This window comes from Streptomyces sp. NBC_00390 (assembly GCF_036057275.1).
GTDB lineage: Bacteria > Actinomycetota > Actinomycetes > Streptomycetales > Streptomycetaceae > Streptomyces.
This window is the reverse complement of record NZ_CP107945.1, coordinates 8,030,458-8,054,082: the sequence shown is the minus strand read 5'-3', so window position 1 is coordinate 8,054,082 and position 23,625 is coordinate 8,030,458. Positions and strand designations below refer to the sequence as shown.

General features: G+C 69.8%; 21 protein-coding genes. 11 read left to right on the top strand and 10 right to left on the bottom strand.

Annotation, left to right across the window (positions count from 1 at the left end):
• Positions 1-192 precede the first annotated feature (192 nt).
• Positions 193-1,464 carry a PP2C family protein-serine/threonine phosphatase gene (locus tag OHS70_RS35885; protein WP_328404614.1) on the top strand — a complete coding sequence of 424 codons (1,272 nt, stop codon included), beginning with the start codon at positions 193-195 and terminating at the stop codon, positions 1,462-1,464.
• Positions 1,465-1,495: 31 nt separating this feature from the next.
• Here the strand turns inward: OHS70_RS35885 and OHS70_RS35880 are convergent, their stop codons facing one another.
• From OHS70_RS35880 to OHS70_RS35865, 4 genes are all read right to left on the bottom strand, one after another.
• A complete protein-coding gene (locus OHS70_RS35880; RefSeq protein ID WP_328404612.1) occupies positions 1,496-1,678 on the bottom strand; it encodes a hypothetical protein in 183 nt (60 codons plus the stop codon).
• Between the two features lie 67 nt (positions 1,679-1,745).
• Positions 1,746-2,759, bottom strand: a complete 1,014-nt coding sequence (gene ppk2, locus OHS70_RS35875) for a polyphosphate kinase 2 (RefSeq protein ID WP_443062703.1) — start codon at positions 2,757-2,759, stop codon at positions 1,746-1,748.
• 82 nt (positions 2,760-2,841) lie between these two features.
• Entirely contained in the window at positions 2,842-3,849 is a 1,008-nt protein-coding gene (locus tag OHS70_RS35870; RefSeq protein ID WP_443062702.1) for an MASE1 domain-containing protein, read from the bottom strand.
• 55 nt (positions 3,850-3,904) lie between these two features.
• Complete coding sequence (locus tag OHS70_RS35865) at positions 3,905-4,765, bottom strand: PP2C family protein-serine/threonine phosphatase (RefSeq protein ID WP_328404608.1); 861 nt, start codon at positions 4,763-4,765, stop codon at positions 3,905-3,907.
• 225 nt (positions 4,766-4,990) lie between these two features.
• On the opposite strand from OHS70_RS35865, the gene OHS70_RS35860 reads away from it, so the two are divergent.
• Positions 4,991-5,311 carry a hypothetical protein gene (locus tag OHS70_RS35860; protein ID WP_328404606.1) on the top strand — a complete coding sequence of 107 codons (321 nt, stop codon included), beginning with the start codon at positions 4,991-4,993 and terminating at the stop codon, positions 5,309-5,311.
• A 53-nt stretch (positions 5,312-5,364) separates the two neighbouring features.
• Here the strand turns inward: OHS70_RS35860 and OHS70_RS35855 are convergent, their stop codons facing one another.
• A complete protein-coding gene (locus tag OHS70_RS35855) occupies positions 5,365-6,246 on the bottom strand; it encodes a universal stress protein (protein WP_328404604.1) in 882 nt (293 codons plus the stop codon).
• 166 nt (positions 6,247-6,412) lie between these two features.
• Entirely contained in the window at positions 6,413-7,309 is an 897-nt protein-coding gene (locus tag OHS70_RS35850) for a universal stress protein (protein ID WP_443062701.1), read from the bottom strand.
• A 159-nt stretch (positions 7,310-7,468) separates the two neighbouring features.
• Here OHS70_RS35850 and OHS70_RS35845 point away from each other — a divergent pair, with 159 nt between their 5' ends.
• The 3 genes from OHS70_RS35845 (at position 7,469) to OHS70_RS35835 (ending at position 12,246) form a co-directional block, all read left to right on the top strand.
• Positions 7,469-9,016, top strand: coding sequence for a DUF4331 domain-containing protein (locus OHS70_RS35845; RefSeq protein ID WP_328404602.1), 1,548 nt, complete (start codon positions 7,469-7,471; stop codon positions 9,014-9,016).
• Between the two features lie 192 nt (positions 9,017-9,208).
• Positions 9,209-10,531, top strand: coding sequence for a tetratricopeptide repeat protein (locus tag OHS70_RS35840; RefSeq protein ID WP_328404599.1), 1,323 nt, complete (start codon positions 9,209-9,211; stop codon positions 10,529-10,531).
• Positions 10,528-12,246, top strand: coding sequence for a nickel transporter (locus tag OHS70_RS35835; protein WP_328404597.1), 1,719 nt, complete (start codon positions 10,528-10,530; stop codon positions 12,244-12,246). Before OHS70_RS35840 ends, OHS70_RS35835 begins: the two co-directional genes overlap by 4 nt.
• 45 nt (positions 12,247-12,291) lie before the next feature.
• On the opposite strand, the gene OHS70_RS35830 is transcribed toward OHS70_RS35835, so the two are convergent.
• The 3 genes from OHS70_RS35830 to OHS70_RS35820 form a co-directional block, all read right to left on the bottom strand.
• Entirely contained in the window at positions 12,292-12,624 is a 333-nt protein-coding gene (locus OHS70_RS35830) for a YkvA family protein (protein WP_328404595.1), read from the bottom strand.
• A 96-nt stretch (positions 12,625-12,720) separates the two neighbouring features.
• Complete coding sequence (locus OHS70_RS35825) at positions 12,721-15,429, bottom strand: SpoIIE family protein phosphatase (RefSeq protein WP_328406135.1); 2,709 nt, start codon at positions 15,427-15,429, stop codon at positions 12,721-12,723.
• Positions 15,430-15,565: 136 nt separating this feature from the next.
• Entirely contained in the window at positions 15,566-17,053 is a 1,488-nt protein-coding gene (locus tag OHS70_RS35820; RefSeq protein ID WP_328404593.1) for a serine/threonine-protein kinase, read from the bottom strand.
• A 112-nt stretch (positions 17,054-17,165) separates the two neighbouring features.
• Here OHS70_RS35820 and OHS70_RS35815 point away from each other — a divergent pair, with 112 nt between their 5' ends.
• The 3 genes from OHS70_RS35815 to OHS70_RS35805 all read left to right on the top strand — a co-directional run bounded on the left by OHS70_RS35815 (position 17,166) and on the right by OHS70_RS35805 (position 19,395).
• On the top strand, positions 17,166-17,474 hold the full coding sequence (locus tag OHS70_RS35815) for a hypothetical protein (protein ID WP_328404591.1): 309 nt from the start codon (positions 17,166-17,168) through the stop codon (positions 17,472-17,474).
• Between the two features lie 145 nt (positions 17,475-17,619).
• On the top strand, positions 17,620-18,117 hold the full coding sequence (locus tag OHS70_RS35810; RefSeq protein WP_328404589.1) for a peptidylprolyl isomerase: 498 nt from the start codon (positions 17,620-17,622) through the stop codon (positions 18,115-18,117).
• Between the two features lie 147 nt (positions 18,118-18,264).
• Positions 18,265-19,395, top strand: a complete 1,131-nt coding sequence (locus tag OHS70_RS35805; RefSeq protein ID WP_328404587.1) for a substrate-binding domain-containing protein — start codon at positions 18,265-18,267, stop codon at positions 19,393-19,395.
• Here the strand turns inward: OHS70_RS35805 and OHS70_RS35800 are convergent.
• Positions 19,352-19,807, bottom strand: a complete 456-nt coding sequence (locus OHS70_RS35800) for a MarR family winged helix-turn-helix transcriptional regulator (RefSeq protein ID WP_328404585.1) — start codon at positions 19,805-19,807, stop codon at positions 19,352-19,354. The genes OHS70_RS35805 and OHS70_RS35800 overlap by 44 nt on opposite strands.
• A gap of 415 nt (positions 19,808-20,222) precedes the next feature.
• Between OHS70_RS35800 and urtA the strand changes: the two genes are divergently transcribed.
• The 3 genes from urtA (at position 20,223) to urtC (ending at position 23,623) form a co-directional block, all read left to right on the top strand.
• Positions 20,223-21,479 carry an urea ABC transporter substrate-binding protein gene (gene urtA / locus OHS70_RS35795; RefSeq protein ID WP_328404583.1) on the top strand — a complete coding sequence of 419 codons (1,257 nt, stop codon included), beginning with the start codon at positions 20,223-20,225 and terminating at the stop codon, positions 21,477-21,479.
• A 117-nt stretch (positions 21,480-21,596) separates the two neighbouring features.
• The gene (gene urtB / locus OHS70_RS35790; protein WP_328404581.1) at positions 21,597-22,484 is read left to right on the top strand and encodes an urea ABC transporter permease subunit UrtB; all 888 of its coding nucleotides are present in this window, start codon (positions 21,597-21,599) and stop codon (positions 22,482-22,484) included.
• Positions 22,481-23,623 carry an urea ABC transporter permease subunit UrtC gene (gene urtC / locus OHS70_RS35785; RefSeq protein ID WP_328404579.1) on the top strand — a complete coding sequence of 381 codons (1,143 nt, stop codon included), beginning with the start codon at positions 22,481-22,483 and terminating at the stop codon, positions 23,621-23,623. Before urtB ends, urtC begins: the two co-directional genes overlap by 4 nt.
• Positions 23,624-23,625 lie beyond the last annotated feature (2 nt).

The window sequence follows — 23,625 nt, the reverse complement described above, 5'->3', positions numbered from 1 at the left end:
ACCATGTGCATTACAAGACCGTCTCCGTCGCCGTTCTCCTCCGCGCCGGCGTCCAGGACTGCCCCGGATTCGATCCGACCGGCGCAGGACGGCCGGGCGTCGGCGTACGGCGCAACCTAGGCTGGGTGACGAGCGCGCCCGACGAACACCGTCGTCGAGCGGGCAGCCGTCCCGGCGCTGGAACGGAAGGCCATGGCAGACACGGAGAGCGTCCTGCGGTGCCTCACCGGCATCCTGCAGGCGGGCCATCTGACAGGCATCGAGCAACTGCCCGGCCTGCTGGCCCGGCAGGCCGAGCTGGTGGGCGCATACGGCGCCCGTGTCTTCGTCACCGATCTGCGCCAGCTGGTGCTACGGGAACTCACCGGCCGCGGCCTCGACGCAGGCGAAGGCGGCGAGGAGTTCGCCGTGGAGTCCACGCTGCCCGGGGTGGCCTTCCGTGAGACGCGCATCCTTTCGTCCCCGGTCGCAGAGTCGGGCCGCACCCGGTACTGGGTTCCGGTGCTGGACGGAACGCAGCGGCTGGGAGTGCTGCGGGCGGATGTCGCCGAGGGCACACCTGAGGAGCAGGCACGTGCCACGCTGATGCATCTGTCGTCGCTCACGGCATTGCTGATGGTCAGCAAACAGCCGTTCAGCGACGCTCACGCCCGCCTGGTGCGTACGGAAACGATGAATGTCGCCGCGGAGATGCAGTGGAAGCTGATGCCGCCGCTGGCGTTCGCCAATGAGCAGATCGCGCTCGGTGCCGCGATGGAGCCGGCCTACAAGGTCGCCGGTGACGCCTTCGACTACGCGACCGACGCGGACACGGTGCACCTGGCCATCTTCGATGCCATGGGACACGACAGAGCAGCCGGGCTCACCGCAAACCTCGCTGTGGCGACCTGCCGCGCCCAACGGCGGGAAGGCCATGACCTCATCAGCACCGCTCGCGCCATCGAGCAGACGCTGCTGAACGAGTTCCATCACGACCGCTACGCCACCGGCATCCTCGCCGACCTCGACAGCCGCACCGGAGAGCTGAGCTGGATCAATTGCGGGCACCTGCCACCGGTCGTGATCCGTGGGGGTCGGTGGGTCACCACACTGCACTGTCCACCCACCCACCCGATGGGAACAGACCTCGGCCTGCCTGCCATCGTCCGCCAGGAGCATCTGGAGCCGGGCGACCGCCTGCTGCTGTACACCGACGGCATCACCGAAGCCCGCGACGCGCTGGGCCGCGAATTCGGACTGGACAGGTTCGTCGACTTCATCGTCCGCCACCAGGCCGACGGACTGCCGGTCCCCGAGACGCTGCGCCGCCTCATGCGCGCGGTGCTGCAGCACCATGAGAACCACTTGTCCGACGACGCCACCGTCGTCTTCCTCGAATGGCACGGCACCGCCCGCAACGCCGCGATGCGACCGACCGCACCCGCCTCGAATGCCGGCTCTCACGACGACACTCTCGCCTTGTGAGACCCGGGGAGGCGGCGCCCCCGGCGGCCGGTTACCGGCCCTCGGTGTCGCCCGTGCGCGTGTTCTCCTGGGCGGTTCCGCCCACGGTGAGACCGCCTGACACGCTCTCGGCGCGGCGGCGCTCCACCACGTCCGGTTCGGCGTCCCTGATCTCACGCGTCACCTCTTCGTGAGCGCTGAGGTGGGGCTTGCCGTGCTGGCGGGGACGCTTCATGAGGGTCTCCTCCTGTCGTGTGTGGGTGTGTGCCGCACGCGTACCCGAGGCTCGCCGTCTCATCCCCTCAGTGTTGCGGGGGATCCTCCGTGGGGTGTGCTCCGGGGGCGACAGCAGGATGTGCGAGCGGAGTGGGCGAGAGGGCTGTGGGCTCCTCACCGGATTCCAGCAGGGTGTTGGCGGCGCCCACGATCAAGGGGTCCGGTTCGCCGACTGCCTCGACGTCCTTGCTGACGTAGTCACAGCGCCGGAGCAGACTGCGCATGGCCTCGAGCCTGCCGCGCTTCTTGTCGTTGCTCTTGACGACCGTCCAGGGAGCTTCGGGGGTGTCGGTGGCGCGGAGCATGTCGACCTTCGCCGCGGTGTAGTCGTCCCAGCGGTCCAGCGAAGCCACGTCCGTCGGCGAGAGTTTCCACTGCCTGACCGGGTCCACCTGACGGATCGCGAAACGGGTGCGCTGCTCCGTCCTGGACACGGAGAACCAGAATTTCACCAGCACAATCCCGTCCTCCACCAGCATGCGCTCGAAGAGCGGGCACTGGTGCAGGAACAGTTGGTACTCGTCCTTGGAGCAGAAGTCCATGACGCGCTCGACGCCGGCCCTGTTGTACCAGGAGCGGTCGAAGAAGACGATCTCCCCGGCTGACGGCAGATGCGCGACATAGCGCTGGAAGTACCACTGCGTCCTCTCACGCTCCGTGGGTTTCTCCAGCGCCACGACGCGGGCTCCACGGGGGTTGAGGCGCTCGGTGAACCGCTGGATGGTGCCGCCCTTCCCCGCGGCGTCACGCCCCTCGAAGATCACGATGAGCCGCTGACCGGTGTCCTTGACCCATCGCTGAAGCTTGAGCAGCTCGATCTGCAGCACCCGCTTGCGCTGCTCGTACTCTTTGCGCCGCAGCTTGGTGTCGTACGGATAGTTCTCGCGCCACGTCCGGATCGCACGGCCCGACTCATCGAGCAGAATCGGCTGCTCCGGTCTGCTCTGGTCGACCGTCAAGCCGTCCAGCAGACTCTCGACGTCCTGGTCTTTGCCCTCGTCACCCTTCACACTCACCCCCTTCCCTCTTTTCCGTGACATGCATCGCTGGCGTCGCGGCGATGCGTCTGCGGCTCGTGCCGGACCGGGCGCGCCTGAGTCACACGCGGGACCCGACAGAGCGCTACCGGCCGCCTTCGCCCTTCCTGCCGTCCGGCAAGGGCCACAGGTGGGCGGTCTCACCCGGCGCGAGCTGGTCGACGACGTCCGCCAGGGCCGAGCACGCCTCCTCGATCCTGCGGCGGATGCCGATCTGCTCGGTGACGATCGCGGCCAGCAGCAGGGCGGTCAGTGCGGCGGCCCCGTTGAGCGCCTGCAGGATGACCATGACCTCCGGCAGAGTGCGACCCTCGAACGGTCCCTTGCCGGACGTCGCCGCCGAGATCGCCAGCACCGAGATCAGGAGCGCGCCCACCGCCGCGCCCGGCAGCTGATAACGCAGCGCGGCCCAGATGAGCATCGGGAACGCCATGAACAGCAGCGGCAGCTCACTGCGAGTGGCATGGAACATGATGCCGAGCGACGCCAGGCAGAGGGCCACACCCTCGGTCCACCAGTACGGCCTCGTGTCCCGCGGCATCCGGGCCCGGCGCAGCACCAGCAGCAGCGGGGTGACGACCAGGACCCCCATCACGTCCCCTGCCCACCACGCCAGCCAGACCGGCCAGAATTCGTCCGCCGTCAGCGAGCCGCTGAGCACCACGGTGCCGGTGCCCATGGTCGCGCTGATGAGCATGCTGCCCGCGCCGACGCACACCAGCGACAGCCCGTCCCGCAGTCTGTCGAGCTCCGTGCGGAAACCGATGCGCCGGAGAACGAGATACGCCGCCACCGGTGCGATCGTGTTTCCGGCAATGACGCCGAGGAACGCCACGCGCACCGTTTCCAGCGAGGCCATCGTCAGGAACGCGCCGAGCGCGATACCGGGCCATACCCGGATCCCCATCCACAGCAGGCAGCTGAGGGCGATACCGGTGGGCGGCCACAGCGGCGTGACGACCGCCCCCTCCACGACGACCTGCTCGAGGAGGCCGATCTGCCCGCTCGCCCAGTAGGCGGCGGCGACGGCGAGGATCCGCAGCAGCGCTGCGGCAGGACGTCGGACTCTCTCGCGGCAGACCACGCCTGACATCACACAACGTCCTCACGCCCGCGTCGCTCTGACACGCGCTAGCGGCGTTCGCGATCTACCGAGGGCCGGCCGGCGGGTCTCCCGCGGCTGCTTCCTGCGGACGGTGGAGCAACACCAGGACGGCGGCGTCGTCGGTGTGGTCGTTGAGCTCCGCCACCCCCATCACGTGGGAGGCCAGTTCCCCCGCCCCCACGCCGGACCGCACGCCGGAGCGGACCAGGCCGGCCACCGCGTCCAGGCCCGCCTCGATGGGGTACGAGGGTCCTTCCACGACGCCGTCCGTGAGCAGGACGTACGCGTCGCCGGGCAGCAGTCGCCGCCGTGCCACGGGGTACTTCTCTCCGGGCAGGATCCCAAGGGGCACGCCACCCTCGTCCTCGGCCACCCCGCCTTCCCCGCTCGCTGTCGCCCACACGGCGGGCACATGTCCTGCGCGCGCGCTCTGCAACTCCGCCGTGACCGGGTCGAAGCGCAGGAAGCTGCAGGTCGCGAAAAGCCCATGGTCCACCGAGAGCAGGAGGTCGTTGGCCCGTCCGAGGATCTCGCCGGGGTCGGTGGTGGCGATGGCGACGGCTCGCAACCCGATGCGGACCTGCCCCATGAACGCCGCGGCCTCGACGCCGTGGCCCTGTACGTCGCCGATCGAGAAGCCGAGAGAGCCGTCGGGCAGGACGAAACCGTCGTACCAGTCCCCGCCTATGTCCAGGCCGTTGCGTGCCGGCGCGTACCGGGCGGCGACACTCAGACAGCCCGGCGACGGAAGACCGGCCGGCAGTGTGGCGCGCTGCAGGGCCTCGGCCAGCTCGACGCGGACCTTCTGCCGCTCCGCGCCCTGCCGGACGCGGTCGGTGAGCTGGCCGAGCGTGCTCAGCAGATCGTCGGCGGTCGCCGACCGTATGGGACGACGCCGGGTCATAGACCTCTCCGAGATACGCCCGAAGGCCACTGGCCCGGCCACTGCTGTAGGGCACTGTGGACGGGTTCAGCTGGGCTCGTACAGTGCGGGTTCATTGTATTTCCGACCGTCCCGGTACCGCACGGTGCGAGCCGGCGGCAGCAGTTCCAGGTGAGTATCCGATGCAGGGCTTCCTGAGTACGCCGGCCGATCCCCTCCCGCCCCGTGCCTGATCGAATGACGGCCATGACTCCCTGCTCACCCCGCAGCCGCCGTATGCGGCACGTGACCGCCACCGGCACGGCCCTCGCGGGCGTTCTCGTGCCCCTGGTGGCCGGTGTCGTCATCGCCAAGGTGATGGGCGCGGACCCCATGGCGCCGGTCAACACGCTGATCGCCCACGGTGGACGGCGCATCGGCATCCCCGCGTCGCATTGGCGCGGATGCCGCGGGTACGCCCTGCTCGGGCTGGAGCGCGGACAGCGGGACCGTTCGAGGTGCTGCCGGTACGGGCGGCTGCGGAGGGGCCACCGGTCCGCCGGGCGCCCCGGCTGTGCGGCCCTGTGAGGAGTGCAGTGACGCAGGGTGCACAGCGTCACCAGGTGTCACCCTGCTCGTCGTCAGGCATGCGGGACGACGGCCACGGGGCAGGGGGCATGGTGGATCACGGCGTGGGTGACCGATCCGATGTGGGAGCCCGACGCGGCCCGGCGACGGCCGACGACCACGAGTCCCGCGTTCGCCGCCGCGTCGACAAGATGGCCGGCCGCCCGGCCAGGTGCGGCCTTCTCGGACACCTCCACGTGCGGGAACTTGTCCCGGTAGGGGCGTACGGCGTCCGACAGCGCCGACTCTCTCTCCGCCCTGGTACCCGAGTCGGCGTCCGCACCGCCGGAAGCCCCCGCATGGTGACGGAAGGCCGGGAAGTGCCAGGAGTTCAGGATGTGCAGCGGCACGCCGTGCCGCGCCGCGAAATCGAAGGCGAAGTCAAGGAGTTCGTCCCTCACGTCATGTACGTCCAGACCGAGGACGACTCCGCGGCGTTCCTCGCCTCCGGCGGCGCCGGCCCCGTGCTCGGAGTAACCCGATCGGACCAGGACCACCGGGTGCTTCGCATCCCCCACGACCTCCTGCCCCACGGACCCGACCAGGAAGCCCACGGCACCGCTGAGTCCGTGTGAACCCATGACCAGCAGGCCCGCGTCGTCGGCGGCGGCGGCCACCAGCACACGGGCGGGGGCATCCTCGACCTCCTCGGTGACCGTGACGACGTTCGGCCGCCGCTTCTGAACGCGCTTCTCCATCGCGTCGAGCAGGCTCTGAGCCTCGTCGTCCCTGGTCTCGCGGATCGGTTTGACGGCCGCGAGCTGGTGCTCCTGCCATCGCGACGCGTACACCAGCCGGAGGGTGGTCCCACGCGCCGCGGCCTCGTCCGCTGCCCAGTCCAGAGCCGTCAGGCTCTCGTCGGAGCCGTCCACTCCCACTGCGACGGGTCGGGACATGTTGCTCTCCTTGCCTCGGGCTGTCACAGGCATCCGTGCACGAGGGCGCCTGATCAAGAAATTACTCACTCAGTGGAAAGGGCGCGATTCAGGGCTTCACGCCCAGTGAACGGGGCCCGGGCCCCAGCCCTCCGAAGACCGGCAGCGGCCGCGGCACCGCCCGGTGTCACACATCCGGCACCACGGCGACGGGGCATTCACTGTGATGGAGCACCGCGTGCGCCACCCTGCCGAGTTGGAGGCCGCCGTGACCGTGTCTGCGGCGCGCTCCGACGACAACCAGGCCCGCAGCAGCGCTGCCCTGCACCAGCACCTTGTGTGCCGGGCCTTCGGCGGTGGTGCGGTGCAGCGCGAGCCCCGGGTGCTCCTGTGCACCGTCGGCGACAGCCGCGTCGATCCTGTCGGCCGCTGCTTCCTGACCGTCCGCACCGGATCCGCCCGGCGCCCGCGGGTGACCAAGGGCCTTGAACAGCGGGGTACGCCATGCCCGCACGGCCTCCAGTCGGCAGCCACGCGCCGCGGCCTCCTGGAACGCGTACCGGATGGCGCTCGATCCCTCGTCAGGGTCGGGGACGCCCAGCAGGACGGGCCGGCCGGTCGTTTCCCACCCGGCTCTGTCTCCTCGCACCACGACCACCGGGCAGTGGGCACGCGCCGCCACACCCAGCGACACCGATCCCAGCAGCCGGTCCTTGAGCCCTCCCCGGCCGCGGGATCCGGTGACCAGCATCGCCGCGTGGTGGCTCTCGTTCACCAGGGTGGTCACGGTGTCCTCCGCGAGAACGTCGGTGACCACCTCGACAGCGGGGTCTGCGCGGCGGGCACGCTCGGCAGCGGCGGCGACCAGCGTGTCGATCAGCACCTGTTCCGAGGGCCGATCGGGGCTGTCCGCGGGCGAGACGCCCTCGTACCGCTCCCACCTGGAGGCGTACACCAGGCGCACAAAGAGGCCGTGGACCGCCGCCTCGCGCACGGCCCAGTCCACCGCTTCGAGGCTGCAGTCGGAACCGTCGATTCCCACGACCAGGGGCAGCATCGTCTCCCACCGCCTTTCTTCGCCCAAGGGAAGGCCTACTCCGTCACCGTCGCACGGTGCGACCGGCATCGCGCGGGACGGATTGCCGAAGTAGTCGCGGTCATGTCCGAACAAGACGGGGGTCGCGCACGTACTGGACGTACAACAAGCCAGATCGGAACCGAATGACGAACAAGGATGGATGCGATGACCGCGATGGGCAGAAGCGGGTGGACTCGACCGGGACGCAGGAGCGTCGCTCTGCTCACCTGCGGTGCGCTGGCCGCCGGGGGGCTCACAGCCGCCGCGATGACTGTGCTGCAGCCTCAGACGGCCGTGGCCTCGAGCCACCGGGAAGCCCCGCTGATATCGGGGCAACCCCAGTACGACAACACGGATGTGTACGCGTTCGTCAGCCCTGATCATCCCGACTCGACGACGCTGGTGGCGAACCTGCTGCCGATGCAGGAGCCGGGCGGCGGGCCGAACTTCTACACGTTCGCCAACGACGCGCGCTACGACCTTCACATCGACAACAACGGTGACGCCAAGGACGATCTGCTGTACCGCTTCACGTTCAAGGACCACCGCAAGAACGACCGCACCTTCCTCTACAACACGGGTGTGGTCGAGAGCCTGGACGACCCGGACCTCAACTTCACGCAGACCTACGACATCGACCTGCTGCGACTCGAGCACGGCAAGGTGATCTCCAGCCACAAGGTGGCGAAGAACCTGCCGGCCGCACCCTCGAACGTCGGCAAGGCGTCGATGCCGCACTACAAGAAGCTGCGTGACCAGGCCGTCCACAAGATCCCTGGCGGGCTGAAGTCCTTCGCCGGCCAGGCCGACGACCCGTTCTTCCTCGATCTGCGGGTCTTCGACCTCCTGTACGGAGGTGACCTGTCCGAGGTCGGGAACGACACGCTCAAGGGCTACAACGTCAACACGATCGCCCTGCAGGTGCCGACCGCCTATCTCCAGCAGTCCGCGCAGCAGCCGGTCATCGGCGTCTACGCGACGACGGAACGGCAGAACGCCGGCGGCGAGTGGACCCGGGTGTCGCGACTCGGCATGCCCCTGGTCAACGAGGTCGTCAACCCGGTCAAGGACAAGGACAAGTTCAACGCCTCCTCGCCCGAGAACGACGGTGACTTCCTGAAAAACGTCACGGAGCCTGAGCTGCCGAAGCTCATTGACGCGATCTACAAGATCAAGGCTCCGGCGGAGCCCCGCGACGACCTCGTCTCGGTGTTCCTGACCGGCGTGAAGGACCTCAACCAGGTGGAGGGGGTCACGGCGTCGGAGATGCTGCGGCTCAACACCTCCATCAAGCCGGTCGCGAAGCCGAAGCGGCTGGGGGTGCTGGACGGCGACACGGCCGGCTTCCCGAACGGGCGGCGGCTCACGGACGACGTGATCGACATCGCCTTGCAGGTCGTCGAGGGTGAACTCGTCGGCTCCAAGAACGACTTGGGTGACGCGGTCAACAAGAACGACAAGAAGTTCGAGCGCTCCTTCCCCTACGTCGCCCTGCCCGCCGCGGGCTCCGACACGCGGGCAGCCGCGAGTTCGACCACGAAGAACGCAACGGGCCTCACAGGCGGAGGGTCCTGGGGCACCGGGTCGTGGGACAACACCACGATGCTGGCCTCTGCGGCATCGGCGGCTGCGGGGGCGCTGGTGGTCGGCCTCGCGATGATCTGGTTGCGTTCGCGCCGCCGCCCCGCCGGACGCCGCTCCTGGATCGACTGACCGGCCAGGGCATCCGGCACTTCTGACCGGCCCGGCGGCGCCATCCGTACCCCCACGGCGGCGCCGCCGGGCCGCCCCCCGACACCCCCAGGTCCCCCGAGACCACCGAGAAAGGCGAGACACATGCCGGTACGGAAGCCGCAGTTCGCGCGAGCGCCCGGGAAAGGGCGCGGGCCGCGAGGGCGCATCGCTGTGGCTGCGGCCCTTGCGGTGGGGCTCACCGTCACATCGGTGGTGATGGGGGCGGACAGCGACTCCGAACCGGAGGGACGGCCCGCGCAGGTGCTCGCGGCAGCCGTGCCCGTCGAGCGGCTGACGGCAGGTGACCTCGCGCAGGGCATCGAGGGCCTGCAGAAGCACCTCCACAGCCAGCCCAAGGACGCCACCGGATGGGCGACGCTGGGCGCGGCGTATGTCGAGCAGGCTCGGACCAGCGGAGATCCGACGCGGTATCCGCAGGCGGAGAAGGCGTTCAAGCGCTCCCTGGAGCTGCGCCCGGCCGACGAGAACGACGCGGCACTCGCAGGCCGGGCGGCGCTGGCCGCCGCCCGGCACGACTTCGACACGGCACTGGGCCAGGCGGACCGGGCGCTGCGCGTCAATCCCTACAACGAGCGGGCGCTGGCGAGCCGGGTCGACGCGCTCGTCGAACTCGGCCGCTACGAACAGGCGCAGGATGCGGTGCGCCTCGCCGACCGGCGACGCCCCGGCATCCCGGTCTTCACGCGGTACGCCTATGTACTGGAGCTGCGCGGCGATGTGACGGGGGCGCGGCGGATTCTGCTGCGTGCGCTGGACTCCGCCGCCAGCGACCCGGATGTGGCCTACGTCGCCACCGCGCTCGGCCGACTGGCCTGGAGCCAGGGCCAGTACGGGCGAGCTCTGGATCACTATGCGACCGCGCTGCGTGCCGAACCGGACCATGTGCCGGCGCTGGAGGGGCGCGGCCTCGCCCATGCCGCGCAGGGCAACACGCAGCGTGCGCTGAGCGACCTCGAAGAGGTCGTACGCCGGTACCCGCTTCCGGGACAGCTCGCCGCTCTCGGCGAACTGCGCGAGGCGGCCGGGCAGCGCAAGCAGGCCAAGGAGCAGTACGAACTCGTCAGCGCGTGGACCCGGCTGGCCCGTGCCAACGGTGTCGCCACCGACCTGGAGTCGGCCCTCATCGAGGCCGACCACGGCGACGCCCGCGAGGCGCTGACATCGGCGCGCGCCGAATGGGCCCGCCGCAAGAGCGTCCACACGGCCGACGCGCTCGCCTGGGCGCTGCATGCCAATGGCAAGGACCGGGAGGCGCTGGTCTTCGCGAAGAAGGCGACGGCGAAGTCGCCCGGCTACCGCAGTGCCTCCTTCCTCTTCCACCGGGGCATGATCGAGCGCGCGCTCGGGGACGACCGGGCCGCCCGCCGCGATCTGCGCGCCGCACTCGAACTGAACCCGGGCTTTTCGCCCACCGGGGCACGCGAAGCCAAGTCCGCGCTGTCCGCGCTGTCCGGGCGCCGGGGGGATTCATGAAGCGACGTACCACCGCTCGCGCGCTCGCCACGCTGGTGGCGGGGGCGGCTCTTGTCCTGCTCCCCGCCCAGGCGGCACAGGCACACCCGCTGGGGAACTTCACCGTCAGTCAGTACGACGGCCTCGTCGTGGCTCCGGGACAACTGCGCGTGGCGCATGTGGAGGACCTGGCGGAGATTCCTGCCGCGCAGGAACGGACCCGTATCGACACCGACGGGGACGACCGGCTGGCGGCGGCCGAACTCTCCGCATGGGCCCGGACCCGGTGCGACGGTGCGGCCGCAGGCGCCCGGCTCACGGTCGGCAGTGAGGCTTCGGCATCGCAGTCGTCGTCAGTCTCCGCCGGGAGCGCAAAGGCGCAAGTACGCCCAGGGCAGGCCGGACTGCAGACCTTGCGTGTGACGTGCGAGCTGACGGCGTCGTTGCCGCGGGGTGAGGGGATCAGGCTCGCGTACCACCCGGCGGACGCCACGACCGGGGCGGGCTGGCGGGAGATCACCGCGCAAGGCGATCTGATGACGCTCGCGGCGTCGGACGTGCCGCAGGACTCCGTCTCCCGGCGGCTGACCGCGTACCCCGACGATCTGCTCGCCTCACCGCCGGACCACCGGTCGGCGGACGTCACGGTCCGTCCCGGCGGACCTGCTCTCGCCGACGCCGGAAAGCAGGACAGCGGCTCCCCGGTGGCGGGCGTGCTGCCGCGAGGAGCGGACCGGTTCGCGCAGGCACTGACGGGGCTGGTGGCCCGGCACGAACTGACCGTCGGCTTCGGGGCGTTCGCTCTCGGTGTGTCCCTGCTGCTGGGTGCCCTGCATGCGCTGGCGCCCGGCCACGGCAAGACCATGATGGCCGCTGCCGCCACGGCAGGCGGCCGGAACTCACTGCGTGACATGCTCGCCCTCGCGGCATCGGTGACCATGACCCACACCCTGGGCGTCTTCGCCCTGGGCGCCCTGATCACCGCGGGGCGGGCGGCGCCCACCGTCGTGTCCTGGCTGTCGGTCGCGAGCGGCAGCCTGGTCGCGGTCGCCGGGGCGCTGCTGCTGCGCAGGGCGTGGCGCCGGCGCCACAGCGTCCACGGGCACGGACATACCCACGGGCACGATCATGGCCATACCCACGGGCACGATCATGGCCATACCCACGGGCACGATCATGACCACGGGCATGGCCATGGGCATTCACACGGGCACGGGCAAACGCCCGGTGGGGGCGGCGAGTCGCCGCAGCGCGAGGAACGGGTACCCGTTCTCACCGCCGCTCGGCCCCTCGAGCACGGCGCCGCACATGCTGCCTCCGCGCGCACTCCCGCGGGTCCCGGACAGGAGCACACCCACCCCCACCCCCACAGCCATGACCACAGCCACACCCCTCCCGCCCCCGGTCTGCGCGGGGTCATCCTCCTCGGCCTGGCCGGCGGGCTGGTCCCCAGCCCGTCCGCGGTGGTCGTCCTGGTCGGCGCCGCCGCGCTCGGCCAGGCGTGGTTCGGGTTCCTTCTGGTCCTCGCGTACGGGGCAGGACTGGCGCTCACACTGGCGGGCGCCGGATTCGCGGTGGTGCGGTTGCGGGACACCACGGTGCGCAGGCTGGCGATGCGGCCTCGGGGCCGGGCCGTTGCGCTGGCCCGGCGGGCGGCGCCGCTCGGCTCGGCCGCTGTGGTGCTCGTGCTCGGGTGCGGGCTGCTGCTCAGGGGCGCAGCAACGGCGCTGGGGTGAGTCGTGCAGCAGACCGCGCCCACCCGCCTGGTCGCGCGGTGCCTCTCAGAGGCTGCCGGTCTTCCCGAATTCCGCGACGGCTTCCCGGTGGGTCTCGCCTCCGGGCTGCCGTCGGATGGCCACAGCCGCGCTGTGCAGGGAGTGGAGCGCCATCAGCAGAAAGCCGATGTCGTCCAGGTACACGGGGTCGGGAACAAGATCCACGGGAGAGAGTGTGTAGATCACCGCGCACCAGAACAGTGCCTTGCTCCGCAGCGGGATCCCGGCGGCGAGCAGCAGTCTGCGTGCCTTGAACACGCGGACCAGCAGTACGCCGGTGGCGACCGCGACGCAGACCAGTGCGATCACGGTCATGGTGAGCCAGACTGTGCCATTCATGTATCTCGTATACCCGCCGGGACCCCTCTGCGTCATCTCGGGCGTCTCCCATGAGGCGAGAACCCCGCCGGCCGGCGAGTGGCCCGCGGGGCGCGCTCACAGCGGCTCGGCGTCGAGCAGCGCGGCCCACGCGCCCTCCGTACCGCCGATGCCGCCCGGCGTGCCGGGCAGCGCCTGCTCCGCCCAGATGACCTTGCCGCCAGGGGTGTAGCGGGTGCCCCACCGCTCGGTCATCTGGGCGACCAGGAACAGGCCCCGGCCTCCCTCGTCGGTCGTGGCCGCGTACCGCAGGTGCGGAGAGGTGCTGCTGCCGTCGGAGACCTCGCAGGTCAGGGCGCGATCACGGATCAGCCGTACCCGGATCGGGGCGGAGGCGTAGCGGATGGCGTTGGTGATCAGTTCGCTGAGCACCAGTTCCGTGCCGAAGGCGAGCTCGGCCAGGTCCCACTCGTCCAGTTTCTCGGCCACGGCTGCCCGCATCCGCGCCACGGCTGCCGGATCGACCGGCACCTCCCACTCGACGACGTGGTCGGCGGGAACCACGCGGGTACGGGAGATGAGCAGGGCGACGTCGTCCTTGGGCCGGCCGGGCAGGAGTGCTTCGAGCACTGCCCGGCAGCTCTCGTCGGGCGGCCGGTCGGGATGTCCGGCCAGGGCCTCGCGCAGCATCTCCATCCCGACGTCCAGGTCGCGGGAGCGGTCCTCGATCAGGCCGTCGGTGTACAGCACCAGCTGGGTGCCCTCGGCCAGCTCCAGCTCGGCGGTCCGGAACGGCATGCCGCCCAGCCCGAGCGGCGGCCCGGCCGGCACGTCGGCGAACTCCGCGAAGCCGTCGGGATGCACCAGCACGGGCAGCGGGTGGCCCGCCCGCGCCATCGCGCAGCGCCGGGAGACGGGGTCGTAGATCGCGTAGAGGCAGGTGGCGCCCAGGACGCCGGCGCCCACCTCCGTGTCCGACTCGTCCTGGTCGATCCGGCCGACCAGATCGTCCAGGTGGCCCAGGAGCTCGTCGGGCGGCAGGTCGAGGGTGGAGAAGTTGTGCACCGCGGTGCGCAGCCGGCCCATGGTGGCGGCGGCATGCAGTCCGTGGCCGACGACATCGCCGACGACCAGCGCCACACGGCCGCACGGCAGCGGGATCACGTCGAACCAGTCGCCGCTCACCCCGGACTGGGCGGGAAGGTAGCGGTGTGCCACGTCGAGGGCGCTCTGCTCGGGCAGGGCCCGTGGCAGCAGGCTGCGCTGCAGAGTGACCGCGAGCGCGTGCTCGCGGGTGTAGCGGCGGGCGTTGTCGATGTTGACGGCGGCCCGGGCGACCAGTTCCTCGGCGAGGGACAGCTCCTCCTCGTCGAACGGCTCCGGCTTCTGCGAGCGCCAGAAGTTGACCACGCCCAGCACCACGCCCCGCGCCTTGAGCGGGGTCGCGATGAGCGAGTGGATGCCGTATTCGATGATCCGGCGGGTGCGCTCGGGGTCCTGGGCGTGCCAGCCGGTCGCCGCCGACAGGTCGGGCACCAATTCGGAACGGCCGCTCCCGAAGCCCCGGGCCTGGGGGGTGGAGGGGAGGAACTCGATCAGCTTGCCCAGCGGATAGAGCGGCGCGTCGTCATGAATACCGTTGACCGCGGTGCGCCGCATCTCGTCGGCACCCGTACCGCTGGGCTCCTCGCCCTGGAGCACGGGGTCGGCCAGGTCGACGGTGACGTAGTCGGCGAACCGGGGAACGGCCACGGTGGCGAGCTCCTCGGCGGTGTGCACCACATCGAGTGTGGTGCCGATACGGGTGCCGGCGTCGTAGAGCAGCTTGAGGCGTTCGCGGGCGACCTCGGCCTTGCCGGACAGCGCCCGGAGCTCGGTGGAGTCGCGGAGGGTGGTGACCGTGCCTCCAGGGCCGCCGTCCCGGCCCGTCCGCCGCTGGTTCACCGCCAGCAGCCGCTCCCCGGCCAGGTGCACCTCGTCGGAGACCACGCGACCGGAGGCGAGCACTTCGACCGTTCCCGGGTCCAGGCCGGGCAGGTCCGTGATGAGACGCCCCTCGGCATTGGGCGGGAGGTCGAGCAGCCGTCTGGCCTCGTCGTTGGCCAGCACCAGCCGGCCGTCGTCGTCGACGATGAGCACCCCTTCGCGCACGGAGTGCAGCACCGTGTCGTGATGCTCGTACATGCGGGTCATCTCGGCCGGACCCAGGCGATGGGTCTGCCGTCGCAGCCGTCTGGTGATCAAGGCGGTGCCGCCTGTGGCCAGCGCGAGCGCGACGGCGCCCGCGCCGACGATGATCGGCAGATTGCGGTCGACCACGCTGGTCACGTTCTCGACCTTGAGGCCGGCGGAAACGAGAGCGATGAGCTTGCCGCGCGGGTCGGAGACCGGGTCGTAGGCGGGCACGATCGCCTGGACCTCGTGACCGAGCGGGCCGTGCACGCTCTCGGTGTACACACGGCCCTGGAGCGACGGTTCGATCGTGCCGACGAACCGCTTGCCGATCCGGTCCGGAATGGGGTGGGTGTACCGGATCCCCTCGGTGTCCATGATCACGATGAAGTCGACCCCCGCCTCCTTGCGGGCCAGCTCGGTGATCGGCTGGAGCACCTTGGAGGGGTCGGGGCTGTCCAGCGCCTTCGCCAGGCCCGGAGAGCGGGCGAACGAGCTGGCGACCGCGATGGAGCGGTTGATGGCCTCCTTCTCGCCGTCGTGCCGGGCCTGCAGCACCAGGGCGACCACCCCGCACGCCACGAGCAGCACCACGACCGCCACCTGCAGGACGAAGACCTGCCCGGCGACGCTCCGTGGGCTCTTTTCGGTCAGTGACCGCACCGACGCGCCCCGAATCGGTCGAAATCATCGACCATATCGCATTTCTAACACTGTTGGCAGGGTGGTGCTATCGGCCGGAGTCGGCCGGGTCCGGGTCCCAGGAGCGGTACGCCCTGGCCACAGCCCGCTATCCCGGGAGCCGGACGCCCTCGACGGCGTTGTCGAAGACCGGGCGGTATGTGTTCCACAGTGCCGCGGGAGCGCTGAGATAGATGACGTGCTGGGTGCCGTCGGGTTCCGCGAAGGCCAGTTCCACGGCGCGGAAGCCCCGCTCGCGTCCCTCGAACGTGAACTCCCAGTATCCGGCCGGCCCACCCCGGAAGGTCGTCCCGTTCATCCGTACGCGCTCGTACCCCGGGTTGTCCCGGCGCGTCTGCTCCTCTTCGACCTCGCGCCAGTGCCGCAACGCATCACCCCCGGCGAAGCGGGTGGCGCTGACGCGCAGTCCCACCAGTCCGGACGGGTCCACGTAGGCGATTTCACCGCCGCCGGTCGTCGTGCGCTTCCAGTCCTTCGGCACCGGAACGGCCACGCCCTTGCCCTCTTTCCGGAGGCGGTAGCCGGCGGGAACGGGCGGGACCGAAGCGTTCAGGCTGCTCGAGGACGAATCCGGCTTGCCGCCGTCCCCGTCATGACCGTTCATGACATATGCCGCACCCGCGATGACGGTGCCCACCGCCAGGACCGCCACGGACGACAGCGCTGCCCGACGGCCCCGGCCCGGCGAGTGGGGCGTACTAGCCACCGACTCGGCCGCCGGCCGGGACAGCTTCGAGGTTTCGACCGGTGACCCGGCCACCTCGGCCGCCTCGGCCAGCAGGCGTTCGGCCCGGTCGGCGTGCATTCGGGCCGCCGGTTCCTTGACCAGCAGACCGGCTATGACAGCGCCCAGGCCCGACGCGCGCAACGGCTCGGGCTCGTCGACCGCGATGGCGTGCGCGGTCGCGATGGCCGAAGCGCGCCGGAACGGGGGCCGCCCCTCCACCGCGTGGTAGAGCGTGGCCCCCAGTGACCAGAGGTCGGAGGCGGGGCCGGCCCCTCCCGCCTCACCCACCAGACGTTCCGGAGCGACGTAGTCGACCGACCCGACCCACTCCCCCGTCGTCGTGAGGGAAGGCGCTCCGGCCGGCAGGGCAATGCCGAAATCGGTGAGTACGATCCGGCCGTCATGGCCGAGCAGCACATTGGCGGGCTTCACGTCCCGGTGGAGCACCCCGGCCTCATGCGCGGCGCGCAGCGCGCCGGCCACGGCGGCCCCGATGCGCGCGGCTTCGCCCGGATGCAGCGGACCCTGTTCCTTGATCGCGGCGGACAGGGTGGTCGAGGGTACGTACTCCATGACGATGCACGGCCGGCCCTCGTCGACGACCACGTCGTGCACCACGACCACATGGGGATGGCTGATGCGCGCCGCACTGGTGGCCTCGCGGCGGGTGCGTTCATGAAGGATCCGGACCTCGCGGTCATCCAGGTGTGCGGGGATGTGCAGCTGCTTGACTGCGACGTCACGGCCCAGGAGTTCGTCCTCGGCCCGCCACACGGTCCCCATGCCACCACGGCCCACGTGCTCGGCAAGCCGGTACCGGCCTGCTACGAGTCGCCCTGGCTCGGACAAGGCCCCGCCCCCCTTCTGCACCCCGGCTCCAGGGGTCGCAGCGGCCACGATAAACCGTTTCCGCGGGATCGCGCGGGTCGCGGCTCTCCCATATGGATGTCAGCCTGGACGCATGAGCTGGGCATCGTGGACGACTCGCGGCGTGTACTCGGGGAGCGGCGGCGTGCGCACCGACGAGGTCGGCGTGCTGTCCGGTGATCTGACCGTGCACACCACCTGGGTCGACGGCACCGCGGAGATCACCGTGCAGTACACGGGCGCGGCCGACTGGTTCACCATGGCGGGGAGCCCCGTGCAGTGCCCGTCCGAGGAGGCCAGCCGCGCTCTGCACGAGCAGGTGGTGCAGGCGGTACGGGACGGCTCCGGGGCGACGGTGCCCCTCCCCCCGCTCCCGGAGCCGGAACCGGAACCGGAACAGTGACCCGGCGCGGCGTCGCCACGCGCCGCCGCGAACGTGACATGTGAGAAGTACCCGGAAGGTCAATGATCACCGTAGTCACGATTTGTCACGGGTCTGCCGGTGTCGCATGGTCAGGAGCCCATGTGACGGATGGGAGGATGCCTTCATGAATCCTGACGTGTATTTCGACATCACCATCGACGGCGAGCCGGCCGGCCGGATCGTCTTCACGCTGTTCGACGACGTGGTCCCGAAGACCGCGAAGAACTTCCGTGAACTGGCCACGGGTGAGCACGGCTTCGGATACGAAGGCTCCGCCTTCCACCGTGTGATTCCTGACTTCATGCTCCAGGGCGGTGACTTCACCGCCGGCAACGGCACCGGGGGCAAGAGCATCTACGGCGCGAAGTTCCCTGATGAGAACTTCCAGCTCAAGCACACCAAGCCGGGCCAGCTGTCCATGGCCAACGCGGGCCCGAACACCAATGGCTCGCAGTTCTTCATCACCACCATCGTCACCGACTGGCTCGACAACAAGCACGTCGTCTTCGGCGAGGTCGTCGAAGGTATGGACGTCGTCAAGAAGATCGAGTCGCTGGGCTCGCGCAGCGGCACGCCCAGCGCCGTCGTCCGGATCGAGAAGTCCGGCGCGGTCGGCGCCTAGGCGCCGCACAACGGTCAACACCGGTCAGGGGAACGGGCTCCGGGCTCGTTCCCCTGACCACCGGCGCATGACGGCAGTACCGGTCCCCGGTGCCGACGGACCGCCGGGCCTCTTGGTCGCCGGCTGCGGCAGGACCATGATGTCGCCATGCACCGGCCGCTCCGATCCTCACTCCACACTCCCGCGGTCCCCCAGTGGTCGGCCGACGTCGCCGTCCTGAACGTGGCGCTCGTCTACCCCATGCAGGGCCCGGCCGGCATCTTCGGCCCCGCATGTGTCTCCTGCGCCCGGCTCGCTGCCGAGGAGCTCAACAAAGCGGGTGGCGTCCTCGGCAGGGAACTGCGGCTGCTGGAGGTCGACGGCGGCGCGGCACCGCGGCAGGTCGCACTGGAAGTGGAGGCCCTGGTGGCGACCGGCGCAGTGCAGGGCGTCACGGGCTGGCACATCTCCTCCGTACGACAGGCCCTTGCGCCGCGTGTCGCGCACCGGGTGCCCTACGTCTACACGGCTCTCTACGAAGGCGGCGAGCGCACCGAGGGTGTGTTCATGACCAGCGAGACACCTGCCTGGCAACTGCTGCCCGCCATGCGGCTGCTCGCCGGGGCGCGGGGGGTACGACGCTGGTACGTCGTCGGCAACGACTACGTGTGGCCGCGCCGCACGGCGAGGGCCGCGCGAGGCTACGCCCGCGCATGCCGGGGCGGCCGCGTCTGCGGCGAGTCGTATCTTCCGCTGGACACCGAGGACTTCCGGACCGTCCTGCAGCGCATCGAGCGGACGGACGCCGACGCCGTGCTGATGCTGCTGGTGGGCAGCGACGCAGTCCGCTTCAACAGGGCGTTCGCCGCCTCGGGGCTCGACCGGCGGTGTCTGCGGCTGAGTACCCTGATGGACGAGAACATGCTGATGGCCAGTGGCCCCGAGTCGACCGGAAACCTGTTCAGCACGGCCGGGTTCTTCGCCTCCCTCGCGAACCAGGACACCATGGACTTCCACGGCAGGTACGCCGGCCGCTTCGGAATCGAGGCCCCGGCACCGGGAAGCCTCGGCGAATCCTGTTACGAGGGAGTGCTGTTGCTGGCGGCACTGGTCGAGCGGGCGCGAACCCTGGATGTGTCCGCGATCGGAGCGACTGCCGACTCGGTCTCGTACGAGGGACCACGCGGCCTGCTCCGACTGCGTGACCGACATGTACGCCAGCGCATCTATCTGGCGCAGGCGGACGGGCTCGACTTCAACGTGCTCGCCCAACTGAGTGGCCCCCACGGCCTGTTGTAGCTCCGCCCTCCAGGGCGTCCGCGAGCCTCGCCAGTAAGGTGCGCAGCTCCTCGTCGTCGCTGCCGCCCAACTCCGGCCAGTCGGCGCGCACCTGACGGTCGAGTCGCTGCCAGCGCTCCATCCCCCGCGGGGTGAGATACGCGAGGACCCGGCGCCGGTCGGCGGGGTCGATCCGGCGGTAGACCAGGTTCTGGTCGACGAGTTGGTCGACCAGCTTGGTGAGAGTCGGCGCGGGCATTGAGGTGCAGTCGGCGATGGCCGACATGTGATGCCCGCCTTCGGAGAGCAGGGCGAGTACCCGCCACGCCTCCACGGAGCAGTCGAACTCGTCCAGGACGGACTGCACTCGGCGCACCGAGAGGCGTTCGGCCCGGGTGAGCAGCTGGAGCAGGTCCTGCGGCCGGCTCGCCATCGTGCTCCTCATCTCACGCCTGTGCGGGGACGCTTGACAGCGTACGCCGCTCGCTGCGTGCCTTGACAGGGTTGACCACAGCCCGATACTTTCCGCAGGAAGTATCTATTGCCGTTACTGAGACGCCGTCAATCAGGCGCCCCGGTGCGGCTTTTTCTATTTCCCCAGCGACCTCTGAGCTTCAAGAGAAACGCGGCTTCAATGGAGCCGAAACGCCGGGGAAACAGCGTCGGCGCAGTCTGTGACCGCACTTCAGTGGACCGCTCCTCACACCACCACCGGACGGCTGGGAATTCGCGCGCCGACCGCTCAGCATCTGAAGCACCGAGTATCTCCCTCACCATCTGTCCCTCCCTCCCCGAATCCCGAATTCTTCCTCTCGTTCCCATGCCCTTCTCGGGCAAGGAGGTATTTCATGTCCGGGCTCAGTATCAGTAGACGTGGCCTGCTGGTGGGCGCATCGGCCATCGGCGCGTCCGCCGCACTCAGCGCCTGCGGCGCCAGGACCGGCAGCGGTACGTCGTCCGACGGCGCCGGGGTCGAGGCGGACACCTCGGGCGGCGCAGTCAGGATCGGCCTGCTGAACTCGCTGTCGGGGACGATGGCGATCAGCGAGGTGACGGTCCACAACTCGCTGCTGCTGGCCGTCAAAGAGATCAACGCCTCCGGCGGTGTGCTCGGCAAGAAGCTCAAGGCCGTGAGCCAGGACGGCGCTTCGGACTGGCCCACCTTCGCGGAGAAGGCGGAGAGCCTGATCAAGGAGGACAAGGTCGCGGCCACCTTCGGCTGCTGGACCTCGGCGAGCCGCAAGGCCGTCAAGCCGGTCTTCGAGAAGTACAGGTCACCACTCTTCTACCCCGTGCAGTACGAGGGTCTCGAGCAGTCGCCGTACATCTTCTACATCGGCGCGACGACCAACCAGCAGATCGTGCCCGCCCTCGACTACCTCAAGAAGCAGGGTCTGACCCGGCTCTGTCTCGTCGGCAGCGACTACGTCTTCCCGCGCACCGCCAACAAGATCATAAAGGCGTACGCAAAGGCCAACGGCATGAAGGTGGTCACAGAGGACTACGCGCCCCTGGGATCCACCGAGTTCAGCACGATCATCAACGAGGTCAAGGGATCGGGAGCCGATGCCGTATTCAACACCCTCAACGGCGACAGCAATGTGGCCTTCTTCAAGGAGTACAAGTCCGCGGGAATGACCGCGAAGAGCATGCCTGTGCTGTCGGTCTCCATTGCGGAAGAGGAGGTCAAGAGCATCGGTACCCAGTATCTGGAGGGCCAGCTGACGGCCTGGAACTACTACCAGACCACTCCCGGCGCGGCGAACACCGCGTTCGTCAAGGCGTATCAGGGCGAATACGGGGCCGGAAAACCGACCAGCGACCCGATGGAGGCCGCCTACATCTCCGTCTACCTCTGGAAGGAAATGGTCGAGAAGGCGAATTCGTTCGACATCGCCAAGGTCAAGGCGGCGTCGGACGGCATCACCTTCGATGCCCCTGAAGGCAGGGTCACCGTCGACGGCGCGAGCCAGCACGTCCACAAGACCGCCCGGATCGGCAAGGTCGGCGCGGACGGGCTCATCACGGAGGTATGGAACTCGGGCGGGCCGATCAAGCCCGATCCGTATCTCAAGGGTTACGACTGGGCTTCCTCTCTCTCCTGAGCCGGTACCCGGTCCCCGGCCCCCCGTGGACGGATCCGGCCTTTCCAGGGCCGGGTCCGCCCCGCGCCCTCGGCAGGCCCACCAGCCCCATGTCCGTCTCCCACCCGGAGCCGCTCCATGACGGTCATCCTCAACCAGTCCTTCACCGGCATCAGCATCGGTGCCGTACTCCTGCTCATCGCGCTCGGCCTGACCCTGACCTTCGGTCAGATGGGTGTGATCAACATGGCGCACGGCGAGTTCATCATGGCCGGCGCCTACACCACGTACGTCCTGCAGAAGTCCGTCAGCGGCGCGGGGGTCTCACTGCTCGTCGCCCTGCCGGTGGCCTTCCTCGCCGCCGGGACGATGGGAGCACTGCTCGAGTGGCTGCTGGTCCGGCGCCTGTACACCAGACCGCTGGACACGCTGCTGGTCACCTGGGGCGTCTCGTTGATGCTCCAGCAGCTGGCGCGTGACCTCTTCGGCGCCCCCAATGTGCAGACCCGCGCCCCGGACGCGCTCACCGGGCACGTCTCGGTGACGGACGGGATCACGCTCGCGAACAGCCGGCTGTTCATCCTCGCCCTGGCGCTCCTCTCCGTTCTCGTGCTCACCCTCGTCCTGCGGTTCACCTCGCTGGGACGCCGGATCAGGGCCGTCGTTCAGAACCGCGATCTCGCCGAGGTGTCGGGCATCGCCACCGGCAGGGTCGACCGGATCACGTTCTTCATCGGCTCCGGACTGGCGGGCGTGGCGGGCGTCGCGCTCACGCTCGTCGGGCCGATCGGGCCGACGACGGGAACCAACTACATCGTCGACGCCTTCCTGGTGGTGGTCGTCGGCGGTATCGGCCGGCTGAAGGGCAGCGTGATCACGGCCTTCGTACTCGGCGTTCTCCAGTCGGTACTGGAGTACTCCACGACCGTCAGCGTCGCGAAGGTGATCGTGCTCGTGGCGATCGTCGCCTTCCTCCAGTGGCGCCCCCAGGGCCTGTACACACTGCGCACCCGGAGCCTGGCATGACGACATCCGTGATTCCCCCGGCCTCGGCCCCCGACTCGGCCGAGGCCGTCCCCGCTTCACCCCTGCGGCGACTGCGGGTCCCCGGCGGATTCGCCCTCGGTGCCGTACTCCTGCTCGGCGTGGCGCCGCTCGCCCTGTCCGACTTCCGGCTCGCACTCCTCGCCAAGTACCTGTGCTGGGCGATGGTCGCCGTCGGCGTCAGTCTGGCCTGGGGCCGTGGCGGCATGCTCGTCCTCGGCCAGGGCGTCTTCTTCGGTCTCGGCGGCTACGCCATGGCCATGCACCTCAAGCTCACCGACGCCGCGGCGGGGCCGGGCGGCGGTCCGGGCGCGCTGCCCGACTTCATGCAGCTGTACGGAACCGGTGAGGCCCTGCCCTGGTGGTGGCGGCCCTTCGCCGACCCGGCCTTCGCGCTCGCCGCGACCGTGCTGCTGCCGATGGCGGTCGCCGCCCTGCTCGGATTCCTCGTCTTCCGCCGCGGGGTGCGCGGTGCGTACTTCGCGATCCTCAGCCAGGCGCTCGCCGCTGCCCTCGCCATCTGGCTGGTCGGACAGCAGGCGACCACCGGCGGCACCAACGGACTCACCGACTTCCAGGGCTTCTTCGGGTACGACCTCGACGACCCCGTCAACCAGCGGATGATCTACTTCATCATCGCCGTCTGCCTGCTGTTGCTGATGGCCGCCGCCCGCGCGCTGTTCGTCAGCCGGTACGGCGAACTCCTCGTCGCCGTACGGGACTCCGAGGAACGGGTCCGCTTCCTCGGTTACAACCCCGCCCATGTCAAGCTCGTGGCGTATGTCGTCGCGGCGGGCATGACCGGCCTCGCCGGTGCGCTGTTCGTGCCGGCCGTCGGCATCATCTCGCCCGCTCTGATCGGCGTCGTACCGTCCATCGGGTTCGTCATCGGCGCGGCCGTCGGCGGCCGGGCGTCGCTGCTGGGCGCGGTGCTCGGCGCGATCGCGGTGGCCTGGGCACAGAGCACACTGTCCGACGCCTTTCCCGGCGCGTGGACGTACCTCCAAGGGCTGCTGTTCGTCGTGGCGCTCGGCTTCCTGCCGGGTGGCCTCGTGTCACTGGGCGCCGTTCTGCGCAGTCGCCGTACCCGTACCCGTACCCGTACCCGTACAGGAGAGTGAGC